Origin of the sequence: Agaribacterium haliotis (genome assembly GCF_002312815.1) — a bacterium.
Classification (GTDB): Bacteria; Pseudomonadota; Gammaproteobacteria; order Pseudomonadales; family Cellvibrionaceae; genus Agaribacterium; species Agaribacterium haliotis.
On the sequence record NZ_NKQJ01000012.1, the window covers coordinates 1 to 25,095 of the forward strand.

At 44.7% G+C, this 25,095-nt stretch carries 18 protein-coding genes; 5 read left to right on the forward strand and 13 right to left on the reverse strand.

Annotation, left to right across the window (positions count from 1 at the left end):
* Positions 1-45: 45 nt before the first annotated feature.
* The 12 genes from CFK45_RS14035 to CFK45_RS14090 form a co-directional block, all read right to left on the reverse strand.
* Positions 46-1,575, reverse strand: coding sequence for an AAA family ATPase (locus CFK45_RS14035; protein WP_239923695.1), 1,530 nt, complete (start codon positions 1,573-1,575; stop codon positions 46-48).
* 43 nt (positions 1,576-1,618) lie between these two features.
* Entirely contained in the window at positions 1,619-3,649 is a 2,031-nt protein-coding gene (gene brxL, locus CFK45_RS14040) for a protease Lon-related BREX system protein BrxL (protein ID WP_204378487.1), read from the reverse strand.
* A 61-nt stretch (positions 3,650-3,710) separates the two neighbouring features.
* Positions 3,711-6,431, reverse strand: coding sequence for a BREX-1 system phosphatase PglZ type A (pglZ, locus tag CFK45_RS14045; protein WP_096087091.1), 2,721 nt, complete (start codon positions 6,429-6,431; stop codon positions 3,711-3,713).
* Positions 6,431-10,057 carry a BREX-1 system adenine-specific DNA-methyltransferase PglX gene (gene pglX, locus CFK45_RS14050; protein WP_096087092.1) on the reverse strand — a complete coding sequence of 1,209 codons (3,627 nt, stop codon included), beginning with the start codon at positions 10,055-10,057 and terminating at the stop codon, positions 6,431-6,433. Before pglX ends, pglZ begins: the two co-directional genes overlap by 1 nt.
* Positions 10,057-10,803 carry a hypothetical protein gene (locus tag CFK45_RS18355; protein WP_143247599.1) on the reverse strand — a complete coding sequence of 249 codons (747 nt, stop codon included), beginning with the start codon at positions 10,801-10,803 and terminating at the stop codon, positions 10,057-10,059. Before CFK45_RS18355 ends, pglX begins: the two co-directional genes overlap by 1 nt.
* A gap of 7 nt (positions 10,804-10,810) precedes the next feature.
* Entirely contained in the window at positions 10,811-11,980 is a 1,170-nt protein-coding gene (locus CFK45_RS14060; protein WP_096087094.1) for an AAA family ATPase, read from the reverse strand.
* A gap of 10 nt (positions 11,981-11,990) precedes the next feature.
* Positions 11,991-15,668 (reverse strand): BREX system P-loop protein BrxC, encoded by a 3,678-nt coding sequence (gene brxC / locus CFK45_RS14065; protein WP_096087095.1) that lies wholly within the window; start codon positions 15,666-15,668, stop codon positions 11,991-11,993.
* A gap of 18 nt (positions 15,669-15,686) precedes the next feature.
* A complete protein-coding gene (locus CFK45_RS14070) occupies positions 15,687-16,271 on the reverse strand; it encodes a DUF1788 domain-containing protein (RefSeq protein ID WP_010129448.1) in 585 nt (194 codons plus the stop codon).
* Positions 16,268-16,867 (reverse strand): DUF1819 family protein, encoded by a 600-nt coding sequence (locus CFK45_RS14075; protein ID WP_096087096.1) that lies wholly within the window; start codon positions 16,865-16,867, stop codon positions 16,268-16,270. The genes CFK45_RS14070 and CFK45_RS14075 overlap by 4 nt, the downstream gene beginning before the upstream one ends.
* Before the next feature lie 9 nt (positions 16,868-16,876).
* Positions 16,877-17,764, reverse strand: coding sequence for a WYL domain-containing protein (locus tag CFK45_RS14080; RefSeq protein ID WP_001901419.1), 888 nt, complete (start codon positions 17,762-17,764; stop codon positions 16,877-16,879).
* Between the two features lie 107 nt (positions 17,765-17,871).
* On the reverse strand, positions 17,872-18,186 hold the full coding sequence (locus tag CFK45_RS14085; protein ID WP_096087097.1) for a hypothetical protein: 315 nt from the start codon (positions 18,184-18,186) through the stop codon (positions 17,872-17,874).
* A gap of 83 nt (positions 18,187-18,269) precedes the next feature.
* Complete coding sequence (locus CFK45_RS14090) at positions 18,270-19,175, reverse strand: 3'-5' exonuclease (protein ID WP_095498764.1); 906 nt, start codon at positions 19,173-19,175, stop codon at positions 18,270-18,272.
* A 651-nt stretch (positions 19,176-19,826) separates the two neighbouring features.
* On the opposite strand from CFK45_RS14090, the gene umuD reads away from it, so the two are divergent.
* Positions 19,827-20,276 carry a translesion error-prone DNA polymerase V autoproteolytic subunit gene (gene umuD / locus CFK45_RS14095; protein WP_032479288.1) on the forward strand — a complete coding sequence of 150 codons (450 nt, stop codon included), beginning with the start codon at positions 19,827-19,829 and terminating at the stop codon, positions 20,274-20,276.
* A gap of 7 nt (positions 20,277-20,283) precedes the next feature.
* Positions 20,284-21,552, forward strand: a complete 1,269-nt coding sequence (gene umuC, locus CFK45_RS14100) for a translesion error-prone DNA polymerase V subunit UmuC (protein WP_096087098.1) — start codon at positions 20,284-20,286, stop codon at positions 21,550-21,552.
* A gap of 10 nt (positions 21,553-21,562) precedes the next feature.
* Here the strand turns inward: umuC and mobI are convergent, their stop codons facing one another.
* A complete protein-coding gene (mobI, locus tag CFK45_RS14105) occupies positions 21,563-21,988 on the reverse strand; it encodes a conjugative transfer protein MobI(A/C) (protein WP_201284758.1) in 426 nt (141 codons plus the stop codon).
* Positions 21,989-22,470: 482 nt separating this feature from the next.
* Here mobI and CFK45_RS14110 point away from each other — a divergent pair, with 482 nt between their 5' ends.
* The 3 genes from CFK45_RS14110 to CFK45_RS14120 are packed head-to-tail and all read left to right on the forward strand — an operon-like array spanning position 22,471 to position 24,960.
* A complete protein-coding gene (locus CFK45_RS14110; RefSeq protein ID WP_096087099.1) occupies positions 22,471-23,445 on the forward strand; it encodes a ParM/StbA family protein in 975 nt (324 codons plus the stop codon).
* A gap of 2 nt (positions 23,446-23,447) precedes the next feature.
* The gene (locus CFK45_RS14115) at positions 23,448-23,717 is read left to right on the forward strand and encodes a hypothetical protein (RefSeq protein ID WP_087726346.1); all 270 of its coding nucleotides are present in this window, start codon (positions 23,448-23,450) and stop codon (positions 23,715-23,717) included.
* 1 nt (position 23,718) lies between these two features.
* Positions 23,719-24,960 (forward strand): tyrosine-type recombinase/integrase, encoded by a 1,242-nt coding sequence (locus tag CFK45_RS14120; RefSeq protein WP_096087101.1) that lies wholly within the window; start codon positions 23,719-23,721, stop codon positions 24,958-24,960.
* Positions 24,961-25,095: the final 135 nt, after the last annotated feature.

Consider the following 25,095-nt stretch of genomic DNA (forward strand, 5'->3'; position numbering starts at 1 on the left):
TCTCTTGGTCGGGAGAAGCGCAGACTCTATCAGCTGGCTTCTCAATTACCAATTGCACTTATTATGCGAAACCGCGTCTGGCAAACTGTTTTTGAGCGCATCGATAGCCAGTTGGACGCTCGCAACATCCTCACCAATCTGACCATTCAACTGTTTTTCTTTTTCAAGTTTAGGAATAAGCTCCAGCTTTTCATCTATACCTAATGCTTGATACTGTTTTGCCTGATCCAATAACTTAGGTAAGCGCTCGACCTCTGCTTCAATGTCATCTTTCTGACCTAGGACTCGCTTGATGGATTCTCGATTATCTTTTAACTTTGCTAAAACGTCAGTGATATCTGCATCAAACTTTTCATGTTCGCCCTCAAGAAAACGTTCGATGAGCTGATTACGACTTTGTTCATCTCGTGTCATTTCATAGATTTCGTTTTGCCCGTAAAGCTCTATACCAGGCAAAAGATCCGTTGGAAGATAGGGGGATATATTTCCTTGGGAGTCAACCACTACCGGATCACTACCGTGTTTTCGGCTTACTTTGAATCTGCGACCGTGCATAACTGATGAACGCAACGTAATTTCAACTAAACCTCGTTCTTTCCCAAGGTTAGTATCAATGACACTTTTGTGCTGTTTGATTGCGTTAGGTGTTTTAGGTTCTAATCCGAAAGCATAGCGAATACATTCCAACAAGGTTGACTTACCAGTTCCACGACCACCAATCACAGCATTGAGATGGTCCGATAGTTCAATATCGACGCTATCCAGATAACCACCAACAAATCGAATACGCTCAATTGCCGAAGCATAGCTTTCTGGCTTATCTGAGTTCAAACGAACTCTTGAACCTGCATCTAAAAAGGCTTGCTTAAAGGAAGCAAAGCAAGGGTTGGTCATTTTAATCAAACAAGAAGCACCCGATGCTTTGATATCCTCTGGTTTTGCAACGTCTGAGGAGTTAATAGCAGCCATTTCGCGCTCGCGCTTATAGTTAGGATCTTTGTTGAGGAAGACCTTACGGTAGAAATCATTTTCTATTCCTTTAAGATCTTCAATCGACTTGTCACCTGGTATCTGAGCTGCCATCAACCCTTCATGTTTCCAAACATGGTTCATCTTTCGACTGAGCACACCATCATCATTTATGCAGTGTGCGGCAAAGATAAATCCACCTATCTCATTCACTTTATCAATCAGCTGAATTGCTGTGAGGTTGGTCGGCAATATACCTTCCTCTGGATCAAGTAAATCTAGACGCCCCAAAATCCGTTCAAGTTCTTGCGAAGTTTTGTTTTCATCAAACAGACAAACAAAGTGAATTTTCTCACTTGACGCAATCTCAAAGCCGGGGAAAACAACAATCCCATTCTCAACAAAAAGATTGCGGATTTTATCAACACCATCTACTGAACCATGATCAGCTAATCCAATGACCTCTATGCCCGCTTCCAGTGATGCCGCAAGCAGATTTTGGTTATATTCATCTTCCGTGATGCTCTGCTGTTGCCCACGATATTTTATGTATCCTGCCGGATTTACCTGCAATGCACATTTAAAGAAACGAGCTTTGGTAAACATACCTGTAATTACTCCATAAAATGGCGCGTCAAACGACACCTAATCAATTAACCCCAAGCGCCTTAAACACGGCATCGACGGGATCTGCATAAAAGCTGATCTGGAATTTTGAAAACAACTCAGCAGGAACCGTTGGAATATCTGAGGCTGAGGCCATTGGGAGCAAAATACGCTTTGCGCCACTGTCCATAGCTAACTGAAGACTGCCTGCAAGATCTTGAACAGGATTTACAACACCACCTAAAGTCATCTCACCCAAAACAACCATCTGCTCTTGAATCGGTCGGTTCATCAGAATTGAACAGAACGCAATTAATGCAGCGAGCGATGACTTTGTACTTGGCCCCGTATTGTGGAGCTCAACAACATGGAGGTGATACTCATGATCAGAAAACTTCGCCGACGCACTTATTCTATTCAGGTTACCTTTGAAATAATCAAAGCCAACACGCACAGCTTCTTTCGCTGCGGTATTCGAACCAAGGCCAGACACTGAGTGTTTACCAGAACCAGCCATCATCTGGGTTTCATAGCGATATAACCCAAGCTGCCCAGTGCTTCCCTGAGTAACCAAGTGCACGACACCAGCGCGAGGTAAGCCCTCAGGAATTAGCTTGCTGCCACCTTGTTCCGGTACATTGACGAAGAATTCTTCTAATGAATCGTTATCGATGTAGCTAAAGTGCACATCAAAAAATTCCATTCCGCCAAGCTTTTTCAATTGCTCTTTGACTCTACGTCTAGTTTCCAGCGCATAGGTCAGGCAGGCTCTTACATCATCTTTTGTGTACTGTGCGTCGGGGTGTAGAAGCTTTAACAAGCCCGAAACCGTTCTGCGTACAGCAATTACATCACGCTGATTAAGGTTATTACCGAGTTTGAAGAACTTATCGATAGCGTCCGCAAAACTTCTTTTGCGCATTTCACGCATGTATTCAGCAAGATAGTCTGTGATTAATCCGTAACTATTGGTGAAAAACTCAGGACGCATCTTCGGTATTTCCCATCCAGGAATATAGGAATGGAAACGGTCAAAAAAAGCAGTGTCAATCATGGCATCAGGAAAAGGTGCCAACAGATGACTGGTCTTCACCAGTGTCTCAACGCTTTGATTGATGTTACCGACGAATACCATGGAAGCCTTCGCTTCGATTGAATCACGACCACGGGCAAAAGACCCTGACGCCATATAATCTTTCATTATTTGGACGCCGTCTTTGTCTTTAAAGTTAATACCCGCTACTTCATCAAAGGCGACAACATCCCACATTCCGACCAACCCAACTTGGCGCGAGCTCATGTTATAGAACAAGTTCGCCACAGTTGTTTGTCCACCCGAGACAAGCAATGAGTTTGGTGAGCACTCTTTGTAGACATGGCTTTTACCTGTCCCTCTTGGTCCGAGCTCACAAACGTTGTAGTTGTTTTCAACGAATGGGATCATGCGAGTAATAAGATGCCACTTCACCCGATGCTCTAAGTTGGTTGGCTCCATACCCACGGAACGAAGCAACACATCCATCCACTGATCGGTACTAAAATATCTTCTGGTTGAAAACACCTCATCCATGTTCATGGACGGCATTTGTATCGGTTTTAAACTCATAATGGAGAAAGGTGATGTCTTCTGACCTTCCTCAAAGAAATACTGCACGGTAATAATGCACCAGATACCGCCAGTTAATAATTTTTCGTTGTCTTGTACTATTTTGGTCGGTACAAGGGCATCCTTGATCCCCAAGTTAGACAACGCAGCTTCATAGACGTCTTTTTTCTGATTGAGCTTAACGCTTACTTTGTCGATGATTTTAAACGTGCCGCGTTCACGGATCAGTGACTTCACTTTCTCCGCTTCATCTGGTCGGACATAGTTCTCAGCCAAGATTTTTTTCACATTATCAAGGCCTTGCATTACAACTTCGTCGTCATCGGACGCACAATACATGCCTAGTAAATACTCAAGCACATAGACAGGGACGTTAGCGCCTTCTTTCAATTGCTTTGTCAGATCTTTTCGAACGACACGGCCTTTAAAATATTGGTTGAGCAATGCGTCTAAATCGGCGCTTTGCATCTGATTTTTTTCGTCTTTATGATCTTGTGAAAAATCAGTTGTCATGTTTCACCCCAGCGCCTTAGAAAAAATCATCTTGGAATGCCAAATCAATGGTTACCGCGTATTGGCTATAACGGGTTCTCATTTCCGCATTCTCAAGTACTAATGTGTATTGAGCGTTCCTGTCGAATTGAGAGCCAATAAGCTTTAACCTAGCTTCGCGAGTACGTTCATCCATCACTTTACTCACGCTATCAAAGTTAATCGTTTCACGACTGGATACTTCATTACCTTGTGCATCGACGATATAGACATCCAACAACCGTGCGACAAAACGCTCGCCTACAGGGTCTGTCTGAATAAATCTGACCTTGTCGATATTGTTTACTAATTTGATGGGCTGAGTGGCTGCAACAACACCTACCGGTTGTTTCTCATGTTTTGCTGCTTGTTCTTTTTGCAGCTCGCGCACATGCAGTACCGGTACGCAGACTTCCTGTAGCATCGCTCCGCCGTGCACAAACTTGGCACCACCAACGAAGTGGAAGCGTTGAGCCGCTTTTGGAAGCAGGAACTCGGTATCACTAGAGCCATGAGCCGTATCGTTAATTGAGCCTTTCCAACAGGCTTCATCTGAAGGCAAGTTATTACCAACGATATAACGTTTCTTGGCTTCTATCGCGCCAGCAGGTTTGGTTTTCAACGAGGTTTTGTCAGCCGCTACAAGTGCTTTTTGTTGGAAAAGGAAGCCATGGTCAGCAGTGATCACAACTCGGCTGCCGTTTAGACGGTTGATGACCCGCCCAACGAGGTCTTTTAGCTCTTCAATGGCACTACGACAGGCTTCAAACGTTTTCTCTTCAGTTGCTGCCTTATCACCAATCGCATCAATGGTATCGTGATAGATATAAACTACTTCTACGTCTCGAACCTTGTCACGCCCCTCCTGGTTACTCCAGCTCATCAGCTCCTTAGAGCTCACCGCCATACCACCTACTTTTTGTAGGATGGCGTTGCGGTTGTCTAAACCCTGTGAAGAAATACCATCCACATAAACAGCCGTGCCTTGTTCTGGCTGGTAACTGAGTGCTTTATGAGGCAATAATGCCGCCATCCCAAGTTGGGTATAACTCGGCAAAACACCCAACTGCGTAGACACCTCAGCTTTAAATCGCTTCTCGTTGTTAATGATAGCGCCAAGCTCATTCGCAATTTCAAAACGCAGGGCATCAGAGATGATCACAAACACTCGTTTTGTCTGTTTCAGACTCAGTCGTGTGCGAACTTCTTTTTCATAAAAGTCATACTGGTGCGGTACGCCAGAAATCTGCCACTTTTCAAGTAATTTTTGATTGGCCAAGTGACGATCCCATGCAAGGCCAAGCTCATATAAGTACCAGTTGGTATAAATGCTTTCGACTTCGTCGTCGAGCTGACGCAGTATGTCTGCACCTTTACTCAATACAGAGTGCACATGCTCATTGAACAAACGGTAAGCCTGGTCAAAACGATAAATGTCTGTGGTATAGGCGTCGTACATTGCTTTCGCGTTATCAAAGTGGAACCCGTCCACATAGCGATTTCGCAAGTGCATTAACTCTTCAGCGTTGCGGATAGCTTCATAAATTGCGAAGTATTCTTTGCGTGACAATGTCCAGTGGCTAGCAAGACGTCTTGATAAGACCGTATCAAACTGAACCCGGTCTAGCGCTTTACTGCTATCGAGCAAATCACGAACTAAACCACGGATTATGGCCTGTTCCACAGCCTCGAACGTTTCGCATTCGATAAGCTCAACCGGATGGTACTGGCCAGCACGAGTCGAAATTTCCAACTGTTGGCTAAGCACCTTAGAGATTCTTTCGTAGTAAGCGGCGAAAGAGCGGCTGTCGCGCCAGCTCACCATAAACGCCAAGGCTGTCGCCCGGCCTGATGCGCTTTTTAGAACATTGTTAAGCAACCAATCGCGTTCAACACCTTCAATTTGGCTCCAGAATTCAGTACAGAATAATTTCAACACGAAGTCTGAGAAGGTTGGCTCTTCGACTGTATAGCCAAAACCCTCACTCAGATATGCCCAGAGTGAGGTCTCAAGATCAAACTTTCCTAGCTGGCTCCACACTTGTTTAAAGGCATCGGGCTGGCCAAGGCTTTCATCTTCATATAAGCCGTCAGCGCCAGCGGCGGGCGCGTCTAGCGCCGTGGAATAAGCGCGAAGTAACCCAAGCAGAATGTCCGACAAAGACGCAGAATCAGCTTTTACAACCACTGCCATCATCTTCCTGTCTAACGACAGTTCGTCTTCGTTCTCAGTCACCCACTTTTTTAAACCGGCTATGCGCTGTTTATTGGCAAAAAAGCTCTGGCGCTTACGAATGTGCGTGCGTAGCGCCATTTTCGGGATACCCAGCTCATTAAGCAGCATGGAGCTGTGATCAGCAAAAAACTGCTCGCTGTACAAACGCACGTCTAGCAACCAATCACGGTCAGGCTCTGGTTCAGCACTTGGAAAATAGATAAGGAATTTAGCTTCAGGCTCATCCACTTCTATGCGTTTTTTCACTGCTAATACGGATTCATTGCCCATATTGAGTATGGTCAAATCATTTGGCAGTACCCTGGCAGTTATATCTACCGCTTTATCGCCTGTTTCTTTTGCAAGCCCTTCTTTTGCAATAGATAGGGCGTTAGCTAAATGCTCAAGCTCTTCAGTAAAGCTTTGCTCTGGGTCGTACCAAAACACAATGCGGCTTTGTTCGAGTTTGGCAGCGACACCTTGTGCCAGTTCGCTAATCTGCATTAGTTAACCTCCGGGGCTGAACCGGTAATGGCCTTAACATCAGCCAACAGATCACCAAACTTGCCGTAATTCACTTTCACACCATCATCAAGCTCCAGTGAAATACGCATATCTGCGTAGTGTTTTAGCTTGTCATCAAACTCTCGTAGCTCAACCTGTTTCTTGATTAAAGCATCTAACTCTTTCTTGAAGCGGTTCGCTTCACTGGTCGAGTCTGCCGTTTCAATCTGCTTCTCAAGTTGCTCTGCATAAGCATCGTATTTGCCTAGTAACGGGGTGACATACTCGGTACGCATACGCGAAAGCGTGCCCTCGTTGTAACGGTGCAGGTAAACCAGGCACTCAAAAGCCTTCTGTTTGCCTGAGCTAAATAGCCAATAAATAGGGCGTTTTTTGTAAGTCTTCAGGTGATCTTTATAGAACTGAGTCGATAAATAACGGCGAATCGTCTCAAGCGCTGATTCTGATTTCTTGGGCTTTATGGCATTTAAGCACAGTGACTCGGCAACAAAATCGAGATTTTCTTGTAAGTGTTCCTCACCCCAAACAACCTGAACAAACTCGCGGAATCGGTTGGTAGCATCATCTTTAAACCACTCTCTATCAGTTAACGGAATAATTCCATCTTCATCGGGAATAAAACCCTCATAAGCACCATCAATTAAAAGCTCATCAAATTCACGACCTGCTGACCCAGCAAATACAAGACCTTTCCTCGAAAGAGAAAACCTCCCCATCATACACCCCATGGAGTACGATATTAATTCTGATATTATTTTTGACTTTGACAATGGTTTAAAATCATCAACACTTTTTGACCCAAATGAATACAAAGGATTAACAAGCATCGTAATATTTGATACATCAAGCATGTTTTCCTTTTCAACATTATCAAAAGATTTCTCAATGACTTTATTATTTAGAGTCTCTAACTCAATTGCCCTACTGACTAACTCAGACTGTTTAGTCAGGCATTTCTCCAAAGAGCACTCTATATTGGTCTCGGCCACTTCATCTAAAAGCGCATTTCTCTGGAAACCCCATGAAACTTCTGACGAATCCCAATCCTTTTTATGAATATCGACTAACTCTTTGGTTACTTCTTCTAAACATTCAAACTTCCAAATAGGAAATTTTCTAACATCACCCGTTGTATAATTCAAAGTTGGGCAAAGTAATTTAGCAACTCCGTACACAATTGAAGAATTAAGGCTTGATAGAACATCCCATATCGAATATCTGTCGTTAGTGCTTACAAATATTCCAGATCCACCTTGATCAAAAGTAAATCCTCTAGGTAAATATCTAACCGCAAATCCTGCTGTTGAAACCACGGTCCACGTAGCACCTTCTTGAAAATATTTATCCATATTTCTCAAGTTTGCCTTATTGGCCTTTAATGCTTGACCGTCATTTTCATAATTAATAACGTATTCATTATTTCCATACCACTTTCTGAATTCTCCTCCTTTAGCGATAGGGTACCAGACTGATTTTTTACTATCGTTAGCAAATTCACTAAATTTATTTATATCTATTTCATGCCAACGTTTGAGGAATAAATCAATATTACCATTGGTATCAAGCCCTTTAACCGCTCGCGCATCCAATAAGTCAGCATTTTCCATTAATTTGATAAAATCCAAGCTTGCCCAGTATGCAACAGGAGAACCTGGCAACTTCGTAAGGTTTTCTTGTTCTATCGTGCTATGCTCATTATTCCGATTCAAAAGGCTGATTTTCTTTTCATTCTCATCACCATCGACAAGACGATAAAATACAGGCTTGTAACTATTTATGTATGTATTGTTAATAATCCAAGCTGTTGTTTGAACTACCTCTCCACCAATTTGACTAAACGCTCTTGCCCCTAGATGAGCCATAGTAACTATACGTTTGTATTGCAAAATTCGACGTCTTAGTTCTTCAAAGCTAGTTATGAACATCCATGAGTGCATGTTAATTTGGGCATTAAATCCTCTTTCATTGAGCAAGCTAAAACCTCTCTCCATAAAGATGGCATACAAATCTGCCTTGCTGTTTGCATAGTCATCTTTTGCGAGTTTTTTCAACTGAGAGTTCATGCTTTTACTTCCCATATAGGGAGGATTCGCAATAACAGCATCGTAACGAATAGATAAAACCAAAGCCTGATGAACAATTTCAATCAATTGCTTCGCCGCAGGCTTTTGCATTGAGTCACCTGATTCTTGCAGCTCGACAAGTGTGCTAAGTAGCTCTCTTAGTTGATCATACTCATCGCTTGGTACATCAACCAAAGAACCAAAGGTTTTGGCCTGAGTAAATCTTGCCAACGTTCGCTTCAGCAGTTGGTAGCGGTTGTCTGCATTGAACAAGCTTAAATCTTGCTCTTCGTCAGAGAACAGTCCTTGTGATGTGCCGCTTTGCCAACTTCCCGATAGGTTGAGTGCTTTCCATAAGGTCGGCAGGTCGATATGGTTACTTTCCTGCAATGACAGTACATTGAGTCGCACGTTACGGGTAAAAATACGCTTATCGTCATCTCTAGCCATCATCATCAGCGCAAAGCCAGATAACTGCGCTGCACGATCATCAATGTCTAGGCCGTAGAGGTTGTTCTCCAGAATCATCTTTGGAATGTCACGAGAGCGGAAACCACGCTCCTCGTAGATGGCTTTTAGCACGTTATAGGCTTCAATCAATATGTGGCCCGAACCACAAGCTGGGTCAAGTACTTTGATGGTTTCAGGTTCAATAGATTCTGGCGTAATAGCCTTTAGCTGTTGGTTAACTTCGTCAGATTGTTCAGCAGGCTCAATGTAGTATTCCATCTGCGTTTTAATGGCAGAGTCTGGGTAGGTTTGCAGCCATTGGCGACCGACTGAGTTTTGTACCAGGTACTTCACAATCCAGTTGGGTGTAAATAGCTGGGTGGCGGCAGGGATGTCTTCACTCTTGACCACCTTACCCATTACCTGATCTTTCTTTTCAGAAATGTAAAACTGGTAAAGCCAACCAATCACTTCGACTTGTTGCCAGTCCTCTTCAGGAATGCTGTCTACCAATCCACGCAGAATTGAGTCGGTACGTGTTAGGTTGTCTGGTAGAAGAAGCTCGGTTTCATCGTCCAATGCGTCAAATAAGAAAGGCATCGCTTCATGAAGCTTATGGCACTGGCCTAACAGCAGTTCACGATACAGCTCTTCGTCTTTGTTGCCCGCAAGCTTGAGTTCAACAATGCGAGCTCTATCTAATCCGAGTTCATCCGCAGCGTCTTGGGCATGGTCGATAATTTCAAAGCCTTTAGGGTTGTCTGGGTGCGACAAAACACGAAAACCGTGGCCTAGATAGTCATGGATTTCCATATAGCGAATAGCACACAGACGGTTGAACCAGGTATAGGCTACTTGTTCGATAAGTTGTGCATAACCGAAAGTCTTAAGTTTTCTGACTAAACGTTCTCTCGCTGTTTTTATACCTATTGGAAAGGCTTTTCCTTCGATAGAAAGAACAGAACCTTGCTCTTTAACGTCAGAAATTTGCTTGTCACTGTAAATCCCCAGTTGATTTAATTGCTTTGAAACAGCTGAGATAAATTCACGTCTTGCTTGGGGAGCATATTTTTTAAGTTTTGCAGTATTCATTATGTTCTCGCTGTTCCATGACCACAAATGACTTCGATGGCACTGGTTAAATCTGTTTTAAATTGGTTGTAGCTTGGCATGTTGATACGCGTGACATCTATCAACTCAGCCTCTGCATATTGTTGCTCTGTTGTTGGCTCTACGCCCACCTCTAGACCTAGCAACTGAGCTAACACTTTCTTGGGAGCATTTTGAGCTGACGCAGCATCATTACCTGACAATTGCGTTTCTAACGTAGCGCAATGAGCATATGGGTCTGACTTACGTCCACATATCAACCATGCCTCTGAAGTTGGCTTGGGGATCATAGGTATCCCTCCGACACCATCAACACCATTAAAACCTAAGGTGATAGATTGATGTAAGTCAGTAAAATCAGACTTATCAGTATCGTGAAAATAGAACGCCAACTGGTGTCCATTGTCTTTTGCATAACCAGCCATTGTTGTTGCTCTATTAGCATGCTCAATGAAGCCTTTTTTTAACTTTTTACTTGGTCGATGTTTGCGAACATTCTTTGCCTGACGTGCCAACTCATTACCAGAAATACAGGTAATCCAATCAGTTGGTGATTGAAAATCTAAGTAGTCTTCGTTCCAAGTAGGTAAAATATTTCGCAATAAACGAACAGCCAACAATGCCATTGGACCAAGATTGTAAGATGCCCCACTAGATATTGAATGACCATTATTTGATCCCCCCATATCTGAGCTACCTTCACCTGTTACCAAGATGCTTGTAATCATAATGAACCTACCGACTCAACTCTGAGGAATTTGCCAGAAGTTCAGCTTCTTCAGCGGCATCTTTGAGGTACACGTCAAGCATGGCATCGCCAGGAGCCAGCGAATTAAGCTTCTTAGTCAGAGATGGCAAAGCAAACAATTTTGTTGCTTTGGTATGTCCTTGTTTATTTTTATATACAAGAGTTATAGAGCTCTTAGCTAATTCATCTTCTATATAATTCAACACCATTGGGCTATGTGTTGTAATTAACACCTGTTGAGGTGAGTTTATGAATGCCTCGACCAGTTTTTCGGTTATTTCAGAGTTAACACCATTCTCAACTTCATCAAATTGCTGGAATTTCGAACTAGTTCTTTGACTCGCCAGTATGATTAAAATACGCAACATGCCATCGTTGATATGCTTGGCATTAGTTACAACATCAGTGTAATAACCATCATCATTATAAAACCGCTCTGTTAGCAACAAGCTTAATGTGCCATTTAACTCAGTTTTAGTTTCTATTTTCACAACTTGAGGGAAATAGCCATATAGGTTCTTTAATAGTATGTCTTGTGAATTCTTATCAAGCTTGTGTATATAACTAATCAAGTACTCACCAGCACTACCTATTTTTCCTTCAGATGCAAAACGACCTGAACGCATAACCTTAGGCGATAAAAGGTCATGGCTATCGATATTAGTCATAAAATTTCGGAAAATGACGGCTTCTTGCGGTAAAGCTGAATCATCCAAAGCAGACAATATTGAACCTGAATATTTGAAAATAAGATCCGGAATAGTGTCACGCTTAGTTTTAAGTCTTCCCTGATATAGACGTAGAAGCTGATGACCATTGGCTAAATCCGTTAGTGTCTCACTTGTACACAGGCCTCTTTTCCAGTTGTAAGTGGCTTCCCAACGCAATTGCTTATCTGAAAGCTCAATATCGAGTACAAGGTCAAACGTTTCTCGTGTGGGGAAGAAATGAGAAGCCACATCTTTTTCTTCCCAACCTCTTTCACTTAACCAACGGTCAATTTTCCCTTCAATAAGTGCAGATACATAGCTAAATAATTGTAAAACCGAACTTTTCCCTGCACCGTTTAAACCAATGATGCAGTTAAACTTCGAGTCAAGGTTTAACTCAAAATCAACTAACGATTTGAATGCGCTAACGCTTATTCTTTTGATCATAATAAGCCCCTTACTTAATTCGTACGCGGTCGCCAGCTTTGACCGCAGCAATCAGCTGCTCTCTTAAAGCGGCAAGATAGGCATCAACTTCGTCTTCACTTTCAATGAATCCGGTTGTTACTGACTTAGCCATGGCATCGGTTGGGTTAATCGTTACGGTACGTTTTGCAACCGGCTGTGGCTGCACTGGTTCAGGGGCTGGCTCAGGTGCTGGAGCTGCTTTACCGGCTTTCGCTGCTTCCTCTTCGCGTTTCTTCTGTTCGAGTTCACGACGTCTTTGCTCAGCTTCAGCTTTTTTGCGTTGATCTTCGATAAAGCCATTCAGCAACTCATAAGCTTCGTCCTCGTAACCTTCCGCTTCAGTTTGCTCACTGATAATTTGTGGTATTGAAGAGGTCGCTTCAATGCGCTGTCTGCACATTTGTAACGGGCGCAGTGCTTGGTTCTGTAGTTCAGACGGTGCATGAGCTTCAGCTAGCGCTTCTTTTACACGTCCGATGCGCAGATCAACACGCTCTAAGGCATGAGTGCGTTTTTCTTCAACCAATGTTGAGTTAACTTTTGCCACCTGCTCGATAAGCGGATTAATATGGCGCAGCTGCTCATACGGTGAGGGCATATTGTAAATGCGTTCTAATTCAGTGAGCGCTTTTAATGCTTCACTGTCTTTTTCTAACGCGGGTCTATTGGCCTTAAACTTCTCGTTCAATGCGCCCGCAAGGGCTTGCCAAGTTTGAAATTGGCTGTTGTAGAAGTCATCAAGATCCTCAAAGTCCTCAGCAAACTCTTCAAGGGCATCAGCGTCTTCTAAGAATCGGGCGATAAGGGCGAAGCTTGAAGTTTGCTCAAGAATACCCGCGACCAATGCAAGACCATCGTCAATTTGAGATTTACCTGGGAAATGGCCTGTCTGTGACTTGGTTCTGAATGATTTAAGCTCTTCATTCCAAGCCAGTAATTCATCGCGCACTAATTCGTAGAGCTCCTTTTCACCAGAGCCGGTAAAGGTTTTTGAAAAGATCTCTTTAACAAGACCAGCAGCCTTTTTAATTTGGCGCTCGTCATGTTGCCTGATTTTATGTACACGGATCTCGCCGCGTTTACGCACGCTGGTAAACGGCTCGTAAGCTTTTTTCAACGCCAGATCTGTGCCTTGGGTACTAAAAGATACCTTTCCAGCCAAGCCCAGCCTTGCAGTGAGCAATAAGATTTCATTGTCTGGCCAGCCATATGGGCGCTTGCCGAAGCGGGCAACGATGTCACGTAAGTAAACAGGCTCATTACGCTCGACTTTTAGCGTTACGTACTGCTCAACCTCACGCGTAGCATCTGGGTTACATTCATCCGCTTGAAGATCCAGTCCAATCTGAGCAATATCATCAGCAACAAGAACGGCCTGTAGCTCACGCAAAACTTCACCAGGCGTTGCCTTGAGCATATTCAATTTAGCGAAGGTGTTTTCGATAACGTATTTGTATGCTTCTTCGACGATGGCACTTGGCGTTGCTGATTTCTTCGGTAGTTTTGTGCCGATAGCGTAAACGTCCGCCTCGGCGAACAAAGCTTCAAAATCCGTTCTTAAGCGTTTTTCACGCTCAATATTTTCCATCTGCTTTTCGCGGAGAAGGTGTTCTTGCTCTGGTCGCTGTCCTGAATTTTGTTTTAAGAATCGGTCAGTTTTTATAAAGGTTGTCAGGTCATCCCAAAGACGCTTATGTTCGCCCAGCTTGACGAGCACGCACCCATCAGCCTCAAGCGTATGATTGATGCACGCTTGATCGTGGGAGTAATTTTCAAAGTGCGAATCCAAAGGTGAAATGACTTTAATGACTAGGTCTTCCAGCGCGGTGCCATCTTTTGGATGACCATTGCAAAAACGGCTCACCGCAAAGTCTTGCTTATTAATCGGGTAACGATAGGCACGATTACCTTTCAAAATACCGTCAAATACGATTGCTGAAAGCTTGTTAGAGACCTCAGACATTTCAACGTCAGTGTGGCGGATCTCGTTTTCGATCTCTTTTTCTTCGTTGGTCAGGAAGATAAATTCATCACCATTACGCGCAATCAGCAATTGGCGTTCAAGACGATTTAAGCTCTCTTCAATTTGTTTACGCAGCGCAATTTTATCTGCATCGATTCGATCAATTGACAGCGTTACAAGGTTGTCTAGTGTGCTTTTGACAACGTCCACATAACGGATCAAGAAAAGAGTTTTTAGAATCTTGCCATCGAATTCTGTTAAGGAATCCAACTCACAGGCTTGGTCAATCGTTCGCTTAACCGCTGGCTCCAAAAAGCTTTCAATCGGTGCATAGAAACTGTAAAACGGGATTAATACATCAAGGCCAGAGTCCTTCATCTGTTTTGCAGCTGATTGGAAAGCATCAAGTAATGAACGCTCACCCATGGCTAAGTGCTTACCCGTCGCGCCTTTTGTTCGAATTGACTCAAACACTTTTTGAACCAGCGTGTAGTGATAAGGCACAAACGGATAGTTGTCCACGAAAGACGGAGCGTCGGTGTAACCCTTTAGAGACGCGGTTGTCGTTTTATCAAATGTCAGCTGGTTACGAAGAATATCGCCCTTTTCAGCAAAGACATCGATGAGATGTGTACGAGCTTCTTCCGTTTTGGACAACAAACGCTTTTGAATAACTTCCGAGGTATTCGAGCTCGACAGCTGCAAGCGGGTACTAAAACGCCCTTGAATTTTAGAGAAGTCCTCGCCATCGCGCTTATCCATACCACCAATGGCAGCATCAATGTCTGCCTGAGAGGTAACAACGACCCAAGCTCTGCCACCACAATATGTGCCAAGATCTTCAGTAATGGTCTGAAGCTTCAACATCATTTGTGTGTTCTTACCGATAAACTGACCGACTTCATCGACTAAGAAAAGAAGGTTACGATCCCCAGTTCGATCTAAGTATTCATTAACCCACTTACAGAAGTTTCGGATATCTAGCGGGAAATTGTTTTCAACCTGTTCAACCCACGCTTTGGCAGACTCTAATGATTGCTCACTGGCATGAGCGAGTGCTTCTGAAAGTTCGTCTCGATAGAAGTCATAGGCGTCACGCTCCTTTTCCCAAGTTGATTGAGTCAACTCAGCAAATTTGTCCTTGAAAGACATGTATTGATTACGCTTATCAAGCTCGCGTTCTAAGTGCGCAATATGAGGAAAATCAGCGCAGTATCCTACACGCTCATTAAAGACTTTGAGGAAGACCTTAAGAATGGCATTTTCTCGGTCATCCGTATTGGCTCGTGAATCGATGTTAAAAAGAATAACGTCTGTATCTTTTGTAACAGCGTTTTGGATATCGGCCAACAGCATGGCATCGTTGATTTTGTCTTTAAAAAACTCAAATGCTTGGCGGCCTTGTCCATCCTTTTCGACAGATTTATTTTCTAGGAGGTAAGACAAAATTTTCAGGAAGTGAGACTTACCCGAACCAAAGAAGCCAGAGATCCACACACCAATTTTACCTGACATTGATGCGCCGCTTTGCGTCACAGATGGGACGTAAGCCTCAAAAAATGCACGAAAGTGTCTATCTAACTCTCGGGTAACAACATACTCATCAAGTTCGACATACACACTGTCATTGTCTTTCTGTTCAGCTTTAACAACGCCGTTAATATCACGCGTCAACTTCTTGGAAAAAATCTGTTCAATTTTCATTCGGGAGGCTCCCTGCTCTTAATTTTTTTTACCGTCTTCAGGCACAAGCTTGAAGGCGCGATAGTAGTTTTTAGATTCGATCATGCCGAAAGGATGCAAATCCCTTCCGCTATATTCACCCGGATAGAAAAGCACTAATGGCGTGCTACCCATAACGTCTTGCAGAGCACTAAGTAACTCATGTCCTCGGATAAGAGGCCACGCACTGCCTAAGCCTGACAGCAACACAAACTCAAGTTCTGATGGCTTATATTTGTCCGCGATATACCTTGCCACTTTCTCTTGGCTCAGAGGCCCGGCTAGTGTTTTTCGAAGGCCATCAACACCGACTTGCAATTCACGCTGGCAAGCTCGGTCGAAAAGGCCTCGCTCCTCAAGCATATCTATCAAGACTTCAAAAATATTGAGATGGACAAAGCGGTAACCACGCTTGTTGAGTTTTTCGTCAACGTGCTTAATGTGCTCTCGTACAAGCAGTTCATACTTGGCTGGATAGTCAAATACCCAAAATCCAATTTCATTGCCCAAGCCATCGTTTTTCAAAAACTTAGGGCTTTCAATTCGTTCCAGTATCAGATCAAGCCTGGTCTGAAGAGCCTTCATATTGTGCACTCCATTACCTCAATCAAATCTTCCCGGCCCAGACGAACTAACCAGTCTTTAACTTCTGGCATTAGGTAAACAGGTTGTATTTTCTTTGTCCTGCTATCACTCAGGTAGCCACTATCAACCAGTGCCTTAATTGCGTTGTTACCCATTTTTTTGACAGTTGAGTCAGAAAAACCGCCAAGCTCGGCATATGCCCGCACTCTCGTGTCATAAAACTCAGACCATGCATCAGCGGTTAAAGAGGGTTTATAGGTGCGACGAGCTTCGGCTAAGGTAAGTCGCATAAAATCAGCGACAACCGGAGAATGAATGAGTAATGACATCATCAGCATTTGGACATAGGCACGTTCACTCGCGGCTAAAAGATCAGTCATAAACTCATCACCCAGGCCTTCAATACGCCAACGGATTGTTCTGGCATAACGAATAGCCGTCTGACCGGATTTTTTCTGAAGAACATTTTGCTCAACGATCAGCGACTTCCACTCATCTTCTGGAAGTTTTTTCAGTAGTGATTCTGCGATTATTCTAGATTCAGTTATCAATAAACTGCCTCCGATAAGATCGCCTAAATATTCTTTTATATTCATAAATTCATCTCACGATTCGCTATATCCAGGAGCGAGTGCAGCATTGTCAACGCCGTATAGTGCTTCTGGATTTTTAAGTGCTAAATGGAACTCTCGCCCATTGCTCTTACAATTCTTTGAACAATCGATATTCCATAAACGCAGTAAATATCCAGCGAACGCAGCTCTTATCTCTACACGCAACCTATTGTTTTCCATTGCGTAGTCCATCGATACAGCTTCTGGATGTGCTAGTTTTGGATGAGGTATCAGCTCTAGCTCAACGATTCGGTTCCATTGCTTATCCCACTGAAGAGTCTCAACTTCGTCGTTAACCTCATCCTCTAACAACTCAACTTCACTTATTCTGGTTAAAACAAAATCCCTAAATTCTCTATGCTTTCTATCGAATGCTCGGACATGCCATCTCAAGCCATTGTCAATCAAGGTATGAGGAACTATTTGCCTGCTCCCATGACCACTCGACAATGAGGTGTACTCAATATTAATCACAGCGCGCTTATGTATGGCTTCACTAATAGCCGCTACAACTTCCAATTTCGGCTTATTGAGATGGAATGGTGCTTCACAAGCCATAGGTGGCCTGACCTTGCCAAGAAAGCCATCACCGAACCCTTGGCTTATCGTCGCAAGAGTTCGAACAACGTCATAATCAAACAACGGCTGGAATGCGCTCGTCTTCAAGTGCACTCTGCGCTTTTCGTCATACATAACGTTGTTAGGAGCCAACTCTTTGTACCGCGCAAAATCTTGTGTTGCCACAGACGGCGCTACGCTAAATCGCTCGGTTAAATAACTACGCCCAGCTTCACCTTTAAATAACAAAGTGAAATCAATATGAGCGAGTCGTTCTCTCTGTGCTTGGCTAAGCTCTTCAAGTCCAGTGTTGTCTTGCACTGTCAGCCTCTCAATCCATCTGGGACAAGCCCTAATCATTTAAAACTAGGAAGCCATCGATTGAATGCCATCAAGCAACCTACTTTTTTTCATTAGGTCTCATAGTATCAACAAGTCGTCTTGTTGGCTATAAAAATTGGCTTGACATTGTTCGAATGTTTCTTTTCTGGCCTTGTTAGAAGCTCACGCTGGAATGCCAACTGACGCAATTCATTCTCTCGAACACGCCTAGCAACTTCTGCCTGGGCTGGTAGCAATGGCAGCATCCCTTCAGCAATCGCGTCTGGGGCAGACTCTTGGCCACAGGACATCAAATGCTTCCATGGATCTTTAAGAAAGCGCTCGAACGTGATGCCAAATTCAATGATGCGGGCAGAGACGAAGATTTCGCCCCAGTATTCAATGTAGGTGTCTTGGTACATGGAAAGATTCCTCTTATTGGTTAAACCATGAGTTCACTTTCCATTTTCCAGAGGTTTTAAAATATGCAAGGCTTACCTTATAGCTACAAAGCTTTAAATCGATTGCGGGCATCTTTGTAGTCATAGTGGGCATGTTCTGAGCCACGATGGTACAAATCATCTAGGTAAGTTTGCTCCAGCGGCAACTCGTCTTCGCTGATTTCGCGCCACCAATGTTTGTTGGCACCTTTAACACCGTCATGCCAGCGGTAACCACGCTCTTTTAAATAGTCCTTTACGTCAAACGGCGCACCAAACGCACGAACTAACACAGTTCGCCTGTCTGCTTCAGACAACAAGTTTGCAACGGACTCGGGCAACAAATGAAACAACCAGGCCATCGCCAAACAATCGGTTGCAGCTCGGTGTCCTTCATAGAACCAACCTAAGCGAAGCAGCAGGTACTCAAGCTTTCGACTTTCAAAACCCAGCGCCTTCCAATCTATGCCACTGGCTGAACAGGCCCAAGATAGATGGCCTAATGCAGCAAACCGCTTTTCAAAGAAAGGACGATCAAACTGCGAATTGTGTGCAACCACCAGCGGATCATCGGATAACCAACTCGTTACCAGTGAATCATCAATGTGCTGGCCTTGCACCATCTCATCGGTGATACCGGTTAACTCGGTAATCAGCTCGGGGATTGGCTTGCCGGGATCTTCGTACAAGCTGATCACATCAACAATCGACACAATCCGCTGAGCAGAGGGGCTGTAAAGCACCTTAACCATACCAAGCTCAATAATGGACTCATCATCGGCAGACAGTCCGGTTGTCTCTGTATCGAGCAGCACCATTGGCTGTTCATCGCCTACCATAGGAGAAAGTTCAAGTGGCCAGGACTGCGGCTCACGCGTTAATGGAATACGCTCCAGCAATCTAAAATCTTCTGGTCTTTCTGGGATATCCGCGAGGCGCTCTAGCGGAAATGGCGCAGGGGCTCTTGTCATTGATGGTTCCTCTTCAATTCTATTGTTCGCTTTGGGTTATTTCACTGTGCCACAGGTTTTTCAAAATGCACCTTGAATACCTCAGCGTTTTTTTAATCTTTCTACTGGGTGAACCCATGTATGAAGGCTTTGGATAAGCCTTTCAGAAAGCCTTAGCTAAACCCTTTAGGTAACCCTTACCGATACCCTTTACGTATGGCTTAGCCAACCCCTTTTCAAACGGTTGAAAAAGGCTTTAACTGAGTTTGACTGAGTTTGACTGAGTATTTTAATGATGCTCCTGACTTCGCTTTAAGCCAGTAAATTCAATACGAAGCAGAATTTTACTAACTGTTTTTAAACCCTTTGCAAAGGGTTCAACAAGCCTTGTCTGACGGTTACCTAACCCATGCGTTAACCAGTAGCAGTAACAGGATCAGTAACAGAAACAAGAGCAGTAGGCAGAAGCAGTATTGTCCAAGCCTTGCAGGCTTTGACGAGGGCGAGCGATCCCCCCACATCAAGTTTTTCACCACAAAAAAGAAATCACCCACGACACAACGTCTTACTCGAACAACTACAGTTTTACCTACAATTTTACTTGTAGAAATCAGCATAGCATTAGATACTGTATAAACAAACAGTATTAATTGTGATTTTTCGAGGTTCGTCATGAGTGTCTCGCTGATAGGCCGTAGCGGCGCACTTGCCTTCATCAAAGCCAAGCGCCTTCGTATTCCATTGTTCATGGAACGTGTTTCTGCTGGTTTTCCCTCACCAGCGCAGGATTATGTTGAGCAAACGCTCGACCTTAACGAGCTTTGCATCAAACGACCGGCTGCAACGTTCTTTGTGCGTGTTGAAGGTGATTCTATGATTGATGCCGGGATTCACCCAGATGATATTCTGGTGGTTGATCGCTCTGTCCAAGCAGAACACGGTGACATTGTCATCGCTGGCATCCATGGTGAACTCACGGTAAAGGAGCTTCAACTAAGGCCGTGCGTCAAGCTGATCCCAAGAAACCGGGCGTATGAACCCATCCATATTCCCGAAGGGACAGAGTTAGAGATATTTGGTGTGGTCACCAATGTGGTGCGAAACATGCGCCGTAAGTCGTGACTATCCCATGCCTGTATTTGCCTTGGTGGACTGCAACAACTTTTACGCCAGTTGTGAGAAGCTGTTTCGTCCTGATTTAAAAGATACGCCGGTTGTGGTGCTGTCCAACAATGACGGCTGCGTGGTTGCACGCTCGCGTGAAGCTAAGTTACTCGGTATTAAAATGGGCGTACCCGTTTTTCAAATCAAAGCTGAAATGCAGCGCCATGGTATTTTGTCATTCTCGTCCAATTACGCGCTGTACGCAGATTTGAGCAGTCGAGTGATGCGCACTTTGGAGGAGATGGCACCACGAGTAGAGGTCTACTCCATTGACGAAGCGTTTTTGGACTTAACCGGTATTGAGTCTGCCATATCTCTTGTCGAGTTCGGACAACAAGTGCGAGAGCGCATAGGCCACTGGATTGGGATCACCGTCTGTGTAGGGATTGCACCGACTAAAACACTCGCCAAACTGGCAAACCATGCCGCTAAAAAGTATCCAGCCACTCAGGGCGTTGTAGACCTGACCAATCCAGAACGGCAACGTCGATTGCTCGCATTAGTTCCGGTTGTTGATGTTTGGGGCGTTGGTAGACGGCTTTCTAAGCGTTTAAATGCGTTGGGTATCACCACAGCCTTAGACCTCGCCAATGCCTCTCCTAGAGCCATCAGAGACCAGTTTTCGGTGGTTTTAGAAAGAACCGTCAGAGAGCTCAATGGTGAGTCGTGCATTGAACTTGAAGAGATCCCGCCAACTAAAAAACAAATCGTCTGTAGCCGTTCATTTGGCGCAAAAGTAACGCAATTTGAATTGTTACGTGAGGCCGTATGTGAGTACGCAACCCGCGCCACTGAGAAGCTACGCAAAGAACAGCAGCAAGCCAAAGTGATGACCGTGTTTATACGAACCAGCCCCTTTAAGGACAACGAGCCGCAGTACAGCAATTCCGCATCGGGCGAGTTACTGATCCCCAGTTGCGATACGCGGGATTTTATCGAGCTGGCCAATCACTTACTCAAGCGAATTTGGAAGGATGGTTTTCGTTATGCCAAAGCGGGCGTCATGCTGTCTGACTTTTACGATCCAGGCATGTTTCAACCAGGACTATTCGATGACGTATCGACCCGCTCTAATAGCCAACAGTTAATGTCTGTATTGGACACCATTAACCAAAGTGGTGCCGGAAAGGTTTTCTTTGCTGGACAAGGAACGAAGAAAGATTGGTCGATGAAGCGAGAGCATTTGTCTCCCGCCTACACAACACGCTGGGACCAGTTGCCGCGAGTGAAGTAGCGCAGTTAACTCAATAGGCATTCACTCTGCGACGCAGCATGTTGAGCTTATCAACTTGGCGTCGAATATCACTGAAGAATTCCTCTTTCTCCATGGCCAGCGCTAACTCCCATTCTTTGGCTAGACCTTGGCAGTCCAAAAATGAGTATCTCAGCTTCGTCTTTGAAATACGCAGTCCCTTGCTAAAGACCACGCGCTTGCCTCGTTGACCGTGAAAACTGTTGATGTACCACTCGATGCCAAAGCCATACTTAAAGTCTCTGATACGGACACCAAGCAGACCCCAGTCTTTAAAGGGCGCATTCTCACGAACCTTGTAATGGGTAACCCAAAAGTCATCAACTTCAGCTCGTGCCAGCGCTTTTAGCCTGTCCGTTTCTTGCTGAAGTAAATCTGATACCTCTGCTTTCCATTGTTCATTGACGATTTCTACCAAACCAATTTCCCCATCCAATTAACCCCAAAAGCCAAAACCACTATCCGTTTGGCTTTTGGATCGAAACGCCAAACGTAAAACTGCCGTAACAATCACTGTTTGGCGTCTCGATATAAATCAACTCGCGCAATCCCATACCTGACAAGGGATACAGCCCGATTTCACTTAAAAACGCCTAAAAAGACGTATCGTCATGAAGATACAAACCGTTTGGCGAGTTCAGGCCAGAATGCAAACGACGTTTGGCGTCTCGATTTTATTGACTAGGTCATCCGCCGCCAAACAGAGCCTATTCTCATACTTTTGCGAAAATGCAATAGGCAGATAGATGAAAGGATTTGTCACCTTTCTGCCCACCGCCAGTGCACCGAATCCTGATAATGACATTTGAGTGAACCGCCAGAGCACTTGGAAATGCCCAAGCGTGGCCAGTGCGGTTGATTGAAAACCGTTAGAGCACTTTGAGTGCACAGGAGATAAGTATGTTTGTACTAGGCGTAGATATCGGTTACTCAAACCTGAAGCTGGCAATTGGCCAATCAGGCAGTGAACCGAAAACCATTATTCTGCCTGCGGGTGCCGGTCCTGCGGATCGTATGCCAGAGCGTATCGGTGGAGGCGATGATGACACTTGTTTGTATGTGTCTGTCGATAATGAGCGTTGGGCCGCTGGTGTTCCTGCTGGACGCCTTCAAGGCTGGGAACGAGAGCTTCACCCGGAATATCCGACCACAAAAACCTACAAGGCGCTTTTTCATGCCGCCTTGTTAATGGCTGAAACAGAATCCATCGATTTGGTTGTCACTGGATTACCGGTTTCCCAGTTTCATGAACCACAACGTAAGTCTGACCTTGTGCAGCGTTTACAAGGTGTCCATCAAGTGACGCCTAAGCGCAGCATCACAGTTCATGACGTCAAAGTGCTGCCGCAGCCTGCCGGTGCCTATATGGATCTGGTTCAAACGGGTGGAGATTTGGGCTTGATTGAAGAAGGTCGCGTCGTCGTCATAGATCCAGGCTTTTTTTCTGTTGATTGGGTTGCCCTTGAGGCCGGAGAAATTCGCTACAGCTCATCAGGAACCAGTCTTCAGGCAATGTCCGTGCTACTGGAAACTATTGATAAGCTGATTTCGGAAGATCACGGTGCCAAAGTAGGTATGGATCGACTTGAAAAAGCCATGAGAACCGGCGACTTACAGGTCCTGCTATTTGGAGAAAAAGTCGATATTTCACCTTATCTGAATGCTGCCATGAAAAAGGTAGCGCCTGTTGCTCTTACAGCCATGCGCCAATCCATGCGTGACGAAAGCATCAATGCGGACTTGGTATTGATCGCCGGAGGTGGAGCCATGGCTTATAAGGAAGCGGCCAAGGAGATTTTTTCACGAAGCAAGATCATCGTGCCGGAACAGTCTGTTTTGGCGAACGTCCGAGGCTTCTGGTTTTATGGGGCATGATCATGAGAGTTGTCGTCAACATTCCCCCAGGGAGCCACCCTGAACTGCTCAAAGAATTGGAAAAGACGCCACCACGGGAACGTGCTGAGCGTCTGCGGATGCTGGCCACCTTTGGCTTAATTCACATGAGCCAACCCAATCTATCCACGACATCTGTACCGGTGGATGGCCATGCACCAGAAGTTGAAATTACTTCTGTGAGTACAGCGCCAGAACCCAAAGCAGAATCACGTAAACAATCATTAAAATCAAAACTAGGGCTGGGCTTATAACATGGCGTTATCAGTTAGCTGGCTCGATGCCAGGTTAAATAAAGAAGCAAAAGAAACCGTAGTAAAAGCTGACCGAGACGGGCTAAGTGCTCGGGTATCACCCAAGGGCAAAATTGTCTTTCAGTTTCGTTATCGTTTCGATGGCAAGCAACAGCGGGTAGACATAGGTACTTACCCACTTATGAAGCTTGCTGAAGCCAGGAATGAGCTGGATAGGTTAAGGGCGGTACTCGACCAGGGCAGAAACCCCAAGCTCTACCTACAGCAGGAACGGGCCAAGTATTCTGCCAATCAAAGCTTCGAATCGATTTTTCGAGACTGGATAGACTCTGCCGGTAAGCAAGGGCTAAAGGAGAAAACGTGGCACTACCAAAAACGCAGCAGTGAAATATATTTGCTGCCCCGACTTGGCAAGTACCCATTAACTGACATCAATGAATTGTCCTTAAGAAACTGTCTTCGTGAGGTTTCGGAGTCGTCCCCTTCAAACACAGAACGCCTAGTGTCTGTGCTGCATAAGTTTTATGACTGGCTGATTGATGAACAAATTTTGGAAATTAACGCTGCCGCTGGGATCACTGCAAAAAAGGTCGGCGGTAAGAAAGGCAAACGAACTCGGGTGCTAAACGACAACGAAATCAGGATACTTTGGCGCTATTTGCATGAGTCAAAAATCACTGAGAAGAATCGCATCTACATAAAACTGCTTCTCTTATTGGGAGGGCGCAAGGGCGAACTCATTCAAGCTGAAAAGCATCACTTTGACTTGCAATCTGCAATGTGGACAGTGCCCATAGAGATCCGCAAACAAGGTGAGAAAATTGGAGCGCCGATCATGAGGCCACTAATTAAACCCGCTATCGATCTGATTGAACTGGCGATGCAGATGAGCAAATCAACTTACTTGTTTCCCGCGAACGGACAAGAAGAGCTTGCCACAAATGGCTTTGATACCACTATTCCTAACAATGTGAAAATCTGGGCTCGCAGATCGCTCGGTATTGAGATGGAACACTGGTCTATGCACGATCTTCGCAGAACGATGCGAACGCGAATGTCTGCCATCACGACGCAAGAAGTTGCCGAGTTGATGATTGGCCACAGCAAAAAAGGGTTGGATGCTATCTACAACCAATATCAGTACCTGGATGAAATGCGTCATGCTTACGACGTTTGGTATCAACAGCTAGAGACCATCATCGAGCCGACAGGCTTTCCATTCAACTGGCGTTTCGGACAATAAAATAAAAGAAAGAGGCTCAGTCCTCTTTCTTCTCATACTCTTCTAGGTCTTCAATGTGCCACAGCTTGTTTCGTGTATTTCGGTTGATACGAGGTTGCGGCAAGCTGCCATCTTTTATTCTTCGCCAGAGCGTCG

Excerpts from the sequence above, each read along its gene's own strand:
- CFK45_RS14035 (WP_239923695.1), bottom strand. The coding sequence starts at position 1,575 with ATGTTTACCAAAGCTCGTTTCTTTAAATGTGCATTGCAGGTAAATCCG.
- brxL (WP_204378487.1), bottom strand. The coding sequence starts at position 3,649 with ATGCAAAGCGCCGATTTAGACGCATTGCTCAACCAATATTTTAAAGGC.
- pglZ (WP_096087091.1), bottom strand. The coding sequence starts at position 6,431 with ATGCAGATTAGCGAACTGGCACAAGGTGTCGCTGCCAAACTCGAACAA.
- pglX (WP_096087092.1), bottom strand. The coding sequence starts at position 10,057 with ATGAATACTGCAAAACTTAAAAAATATGCTCCCCAAGCAAGACGTGAA.
- CFK45_RS18355 (WP_143247599.1), bottom strand. The coding sequence starts at position 10,803 with ATGATTACAAGCATCTTGGTAACAGGTGAAGGTAGCTCAGATATGGGG.
- CFK45_RS14060 (WP_096087094.1), bottom strand. The coding sequence starts at position 11,980 with ATGATCAAAAGAATAAGCGTTAGCGCATTCAAATCGTTAGTTGATTTT.
- brxC (WP_096087095.1), bottom strand. The coding sequence starts at position 15,668 with ATGAAAATTGAACAGATTTTTTCCAAGAAGTTGACGCGTGATATTAAC.
- CFK45_RS14070 (WP_010129448.1), bottom strand. The coding sequence starts at position 16,271 with ATGAAGGCTCTTCAGACCAGGCTTGATCTGATACTGGAACGAATTGAA.
- CFK45_RS14075 (WP_096087096.1), bottom strand. The coding sequence starts at position 16,867 with ATGAATATAAAAGAATATTTAGGCGATCTTATCGGAGGCAGTTTATTG.
- CFK45_RS14085 (WP_096087097.1), bottom strand. The coding sequence starts at position 18,186 with ATGTACCAAGACACCTACATTGAATACTGGGGCGAAATCTTCGTCTCT.
- CFK45_RS14090 (WP_095498764.1), bottom strand. The coding sequence starts at position 19,175 with ATGACAAGAGCCCCTGCGCCATTTCCGCTAGAGCGCCTCGCGGATATC.
- umuD (WP_032479288.1), top strand. The coding sequence starts at position 19,827 with ATGAGTGTCTCGCTGATAGGCCGTAGCGGCGCACTTGCCTTCATCAAA.
- umuC (WP_096087098.1), top strand. The coding sequence starts at position 20,284 with ATGCCTGTATTTGCCTTGGTGGACTGCAACAACTTTTACGCCAGTTGT.
- CFK45_RS14110 (WP_096087099.1), top strand. The coding sequence starts at position 22,471 with ATGTTTGTACTAGGCGTAGATATCGGTTACTCAAACCTGAAGCTGGCA.
- CFK45_RS14115 (WP_087726346.1), top strand. The coding sequence starts at position 23,448 with ATGAGAGTTGTCGTCAACATTCCCCCAGGGAGCCACCCTGAACTGCTC.
- CFK45_RS14120 (WP_096087101.1), top strand. The coding sequence starts at position 23,719 with ATGGCGTTATCAGTTAGCTGGCTCGATGCCAGGTTAAATAAAGAAGCA.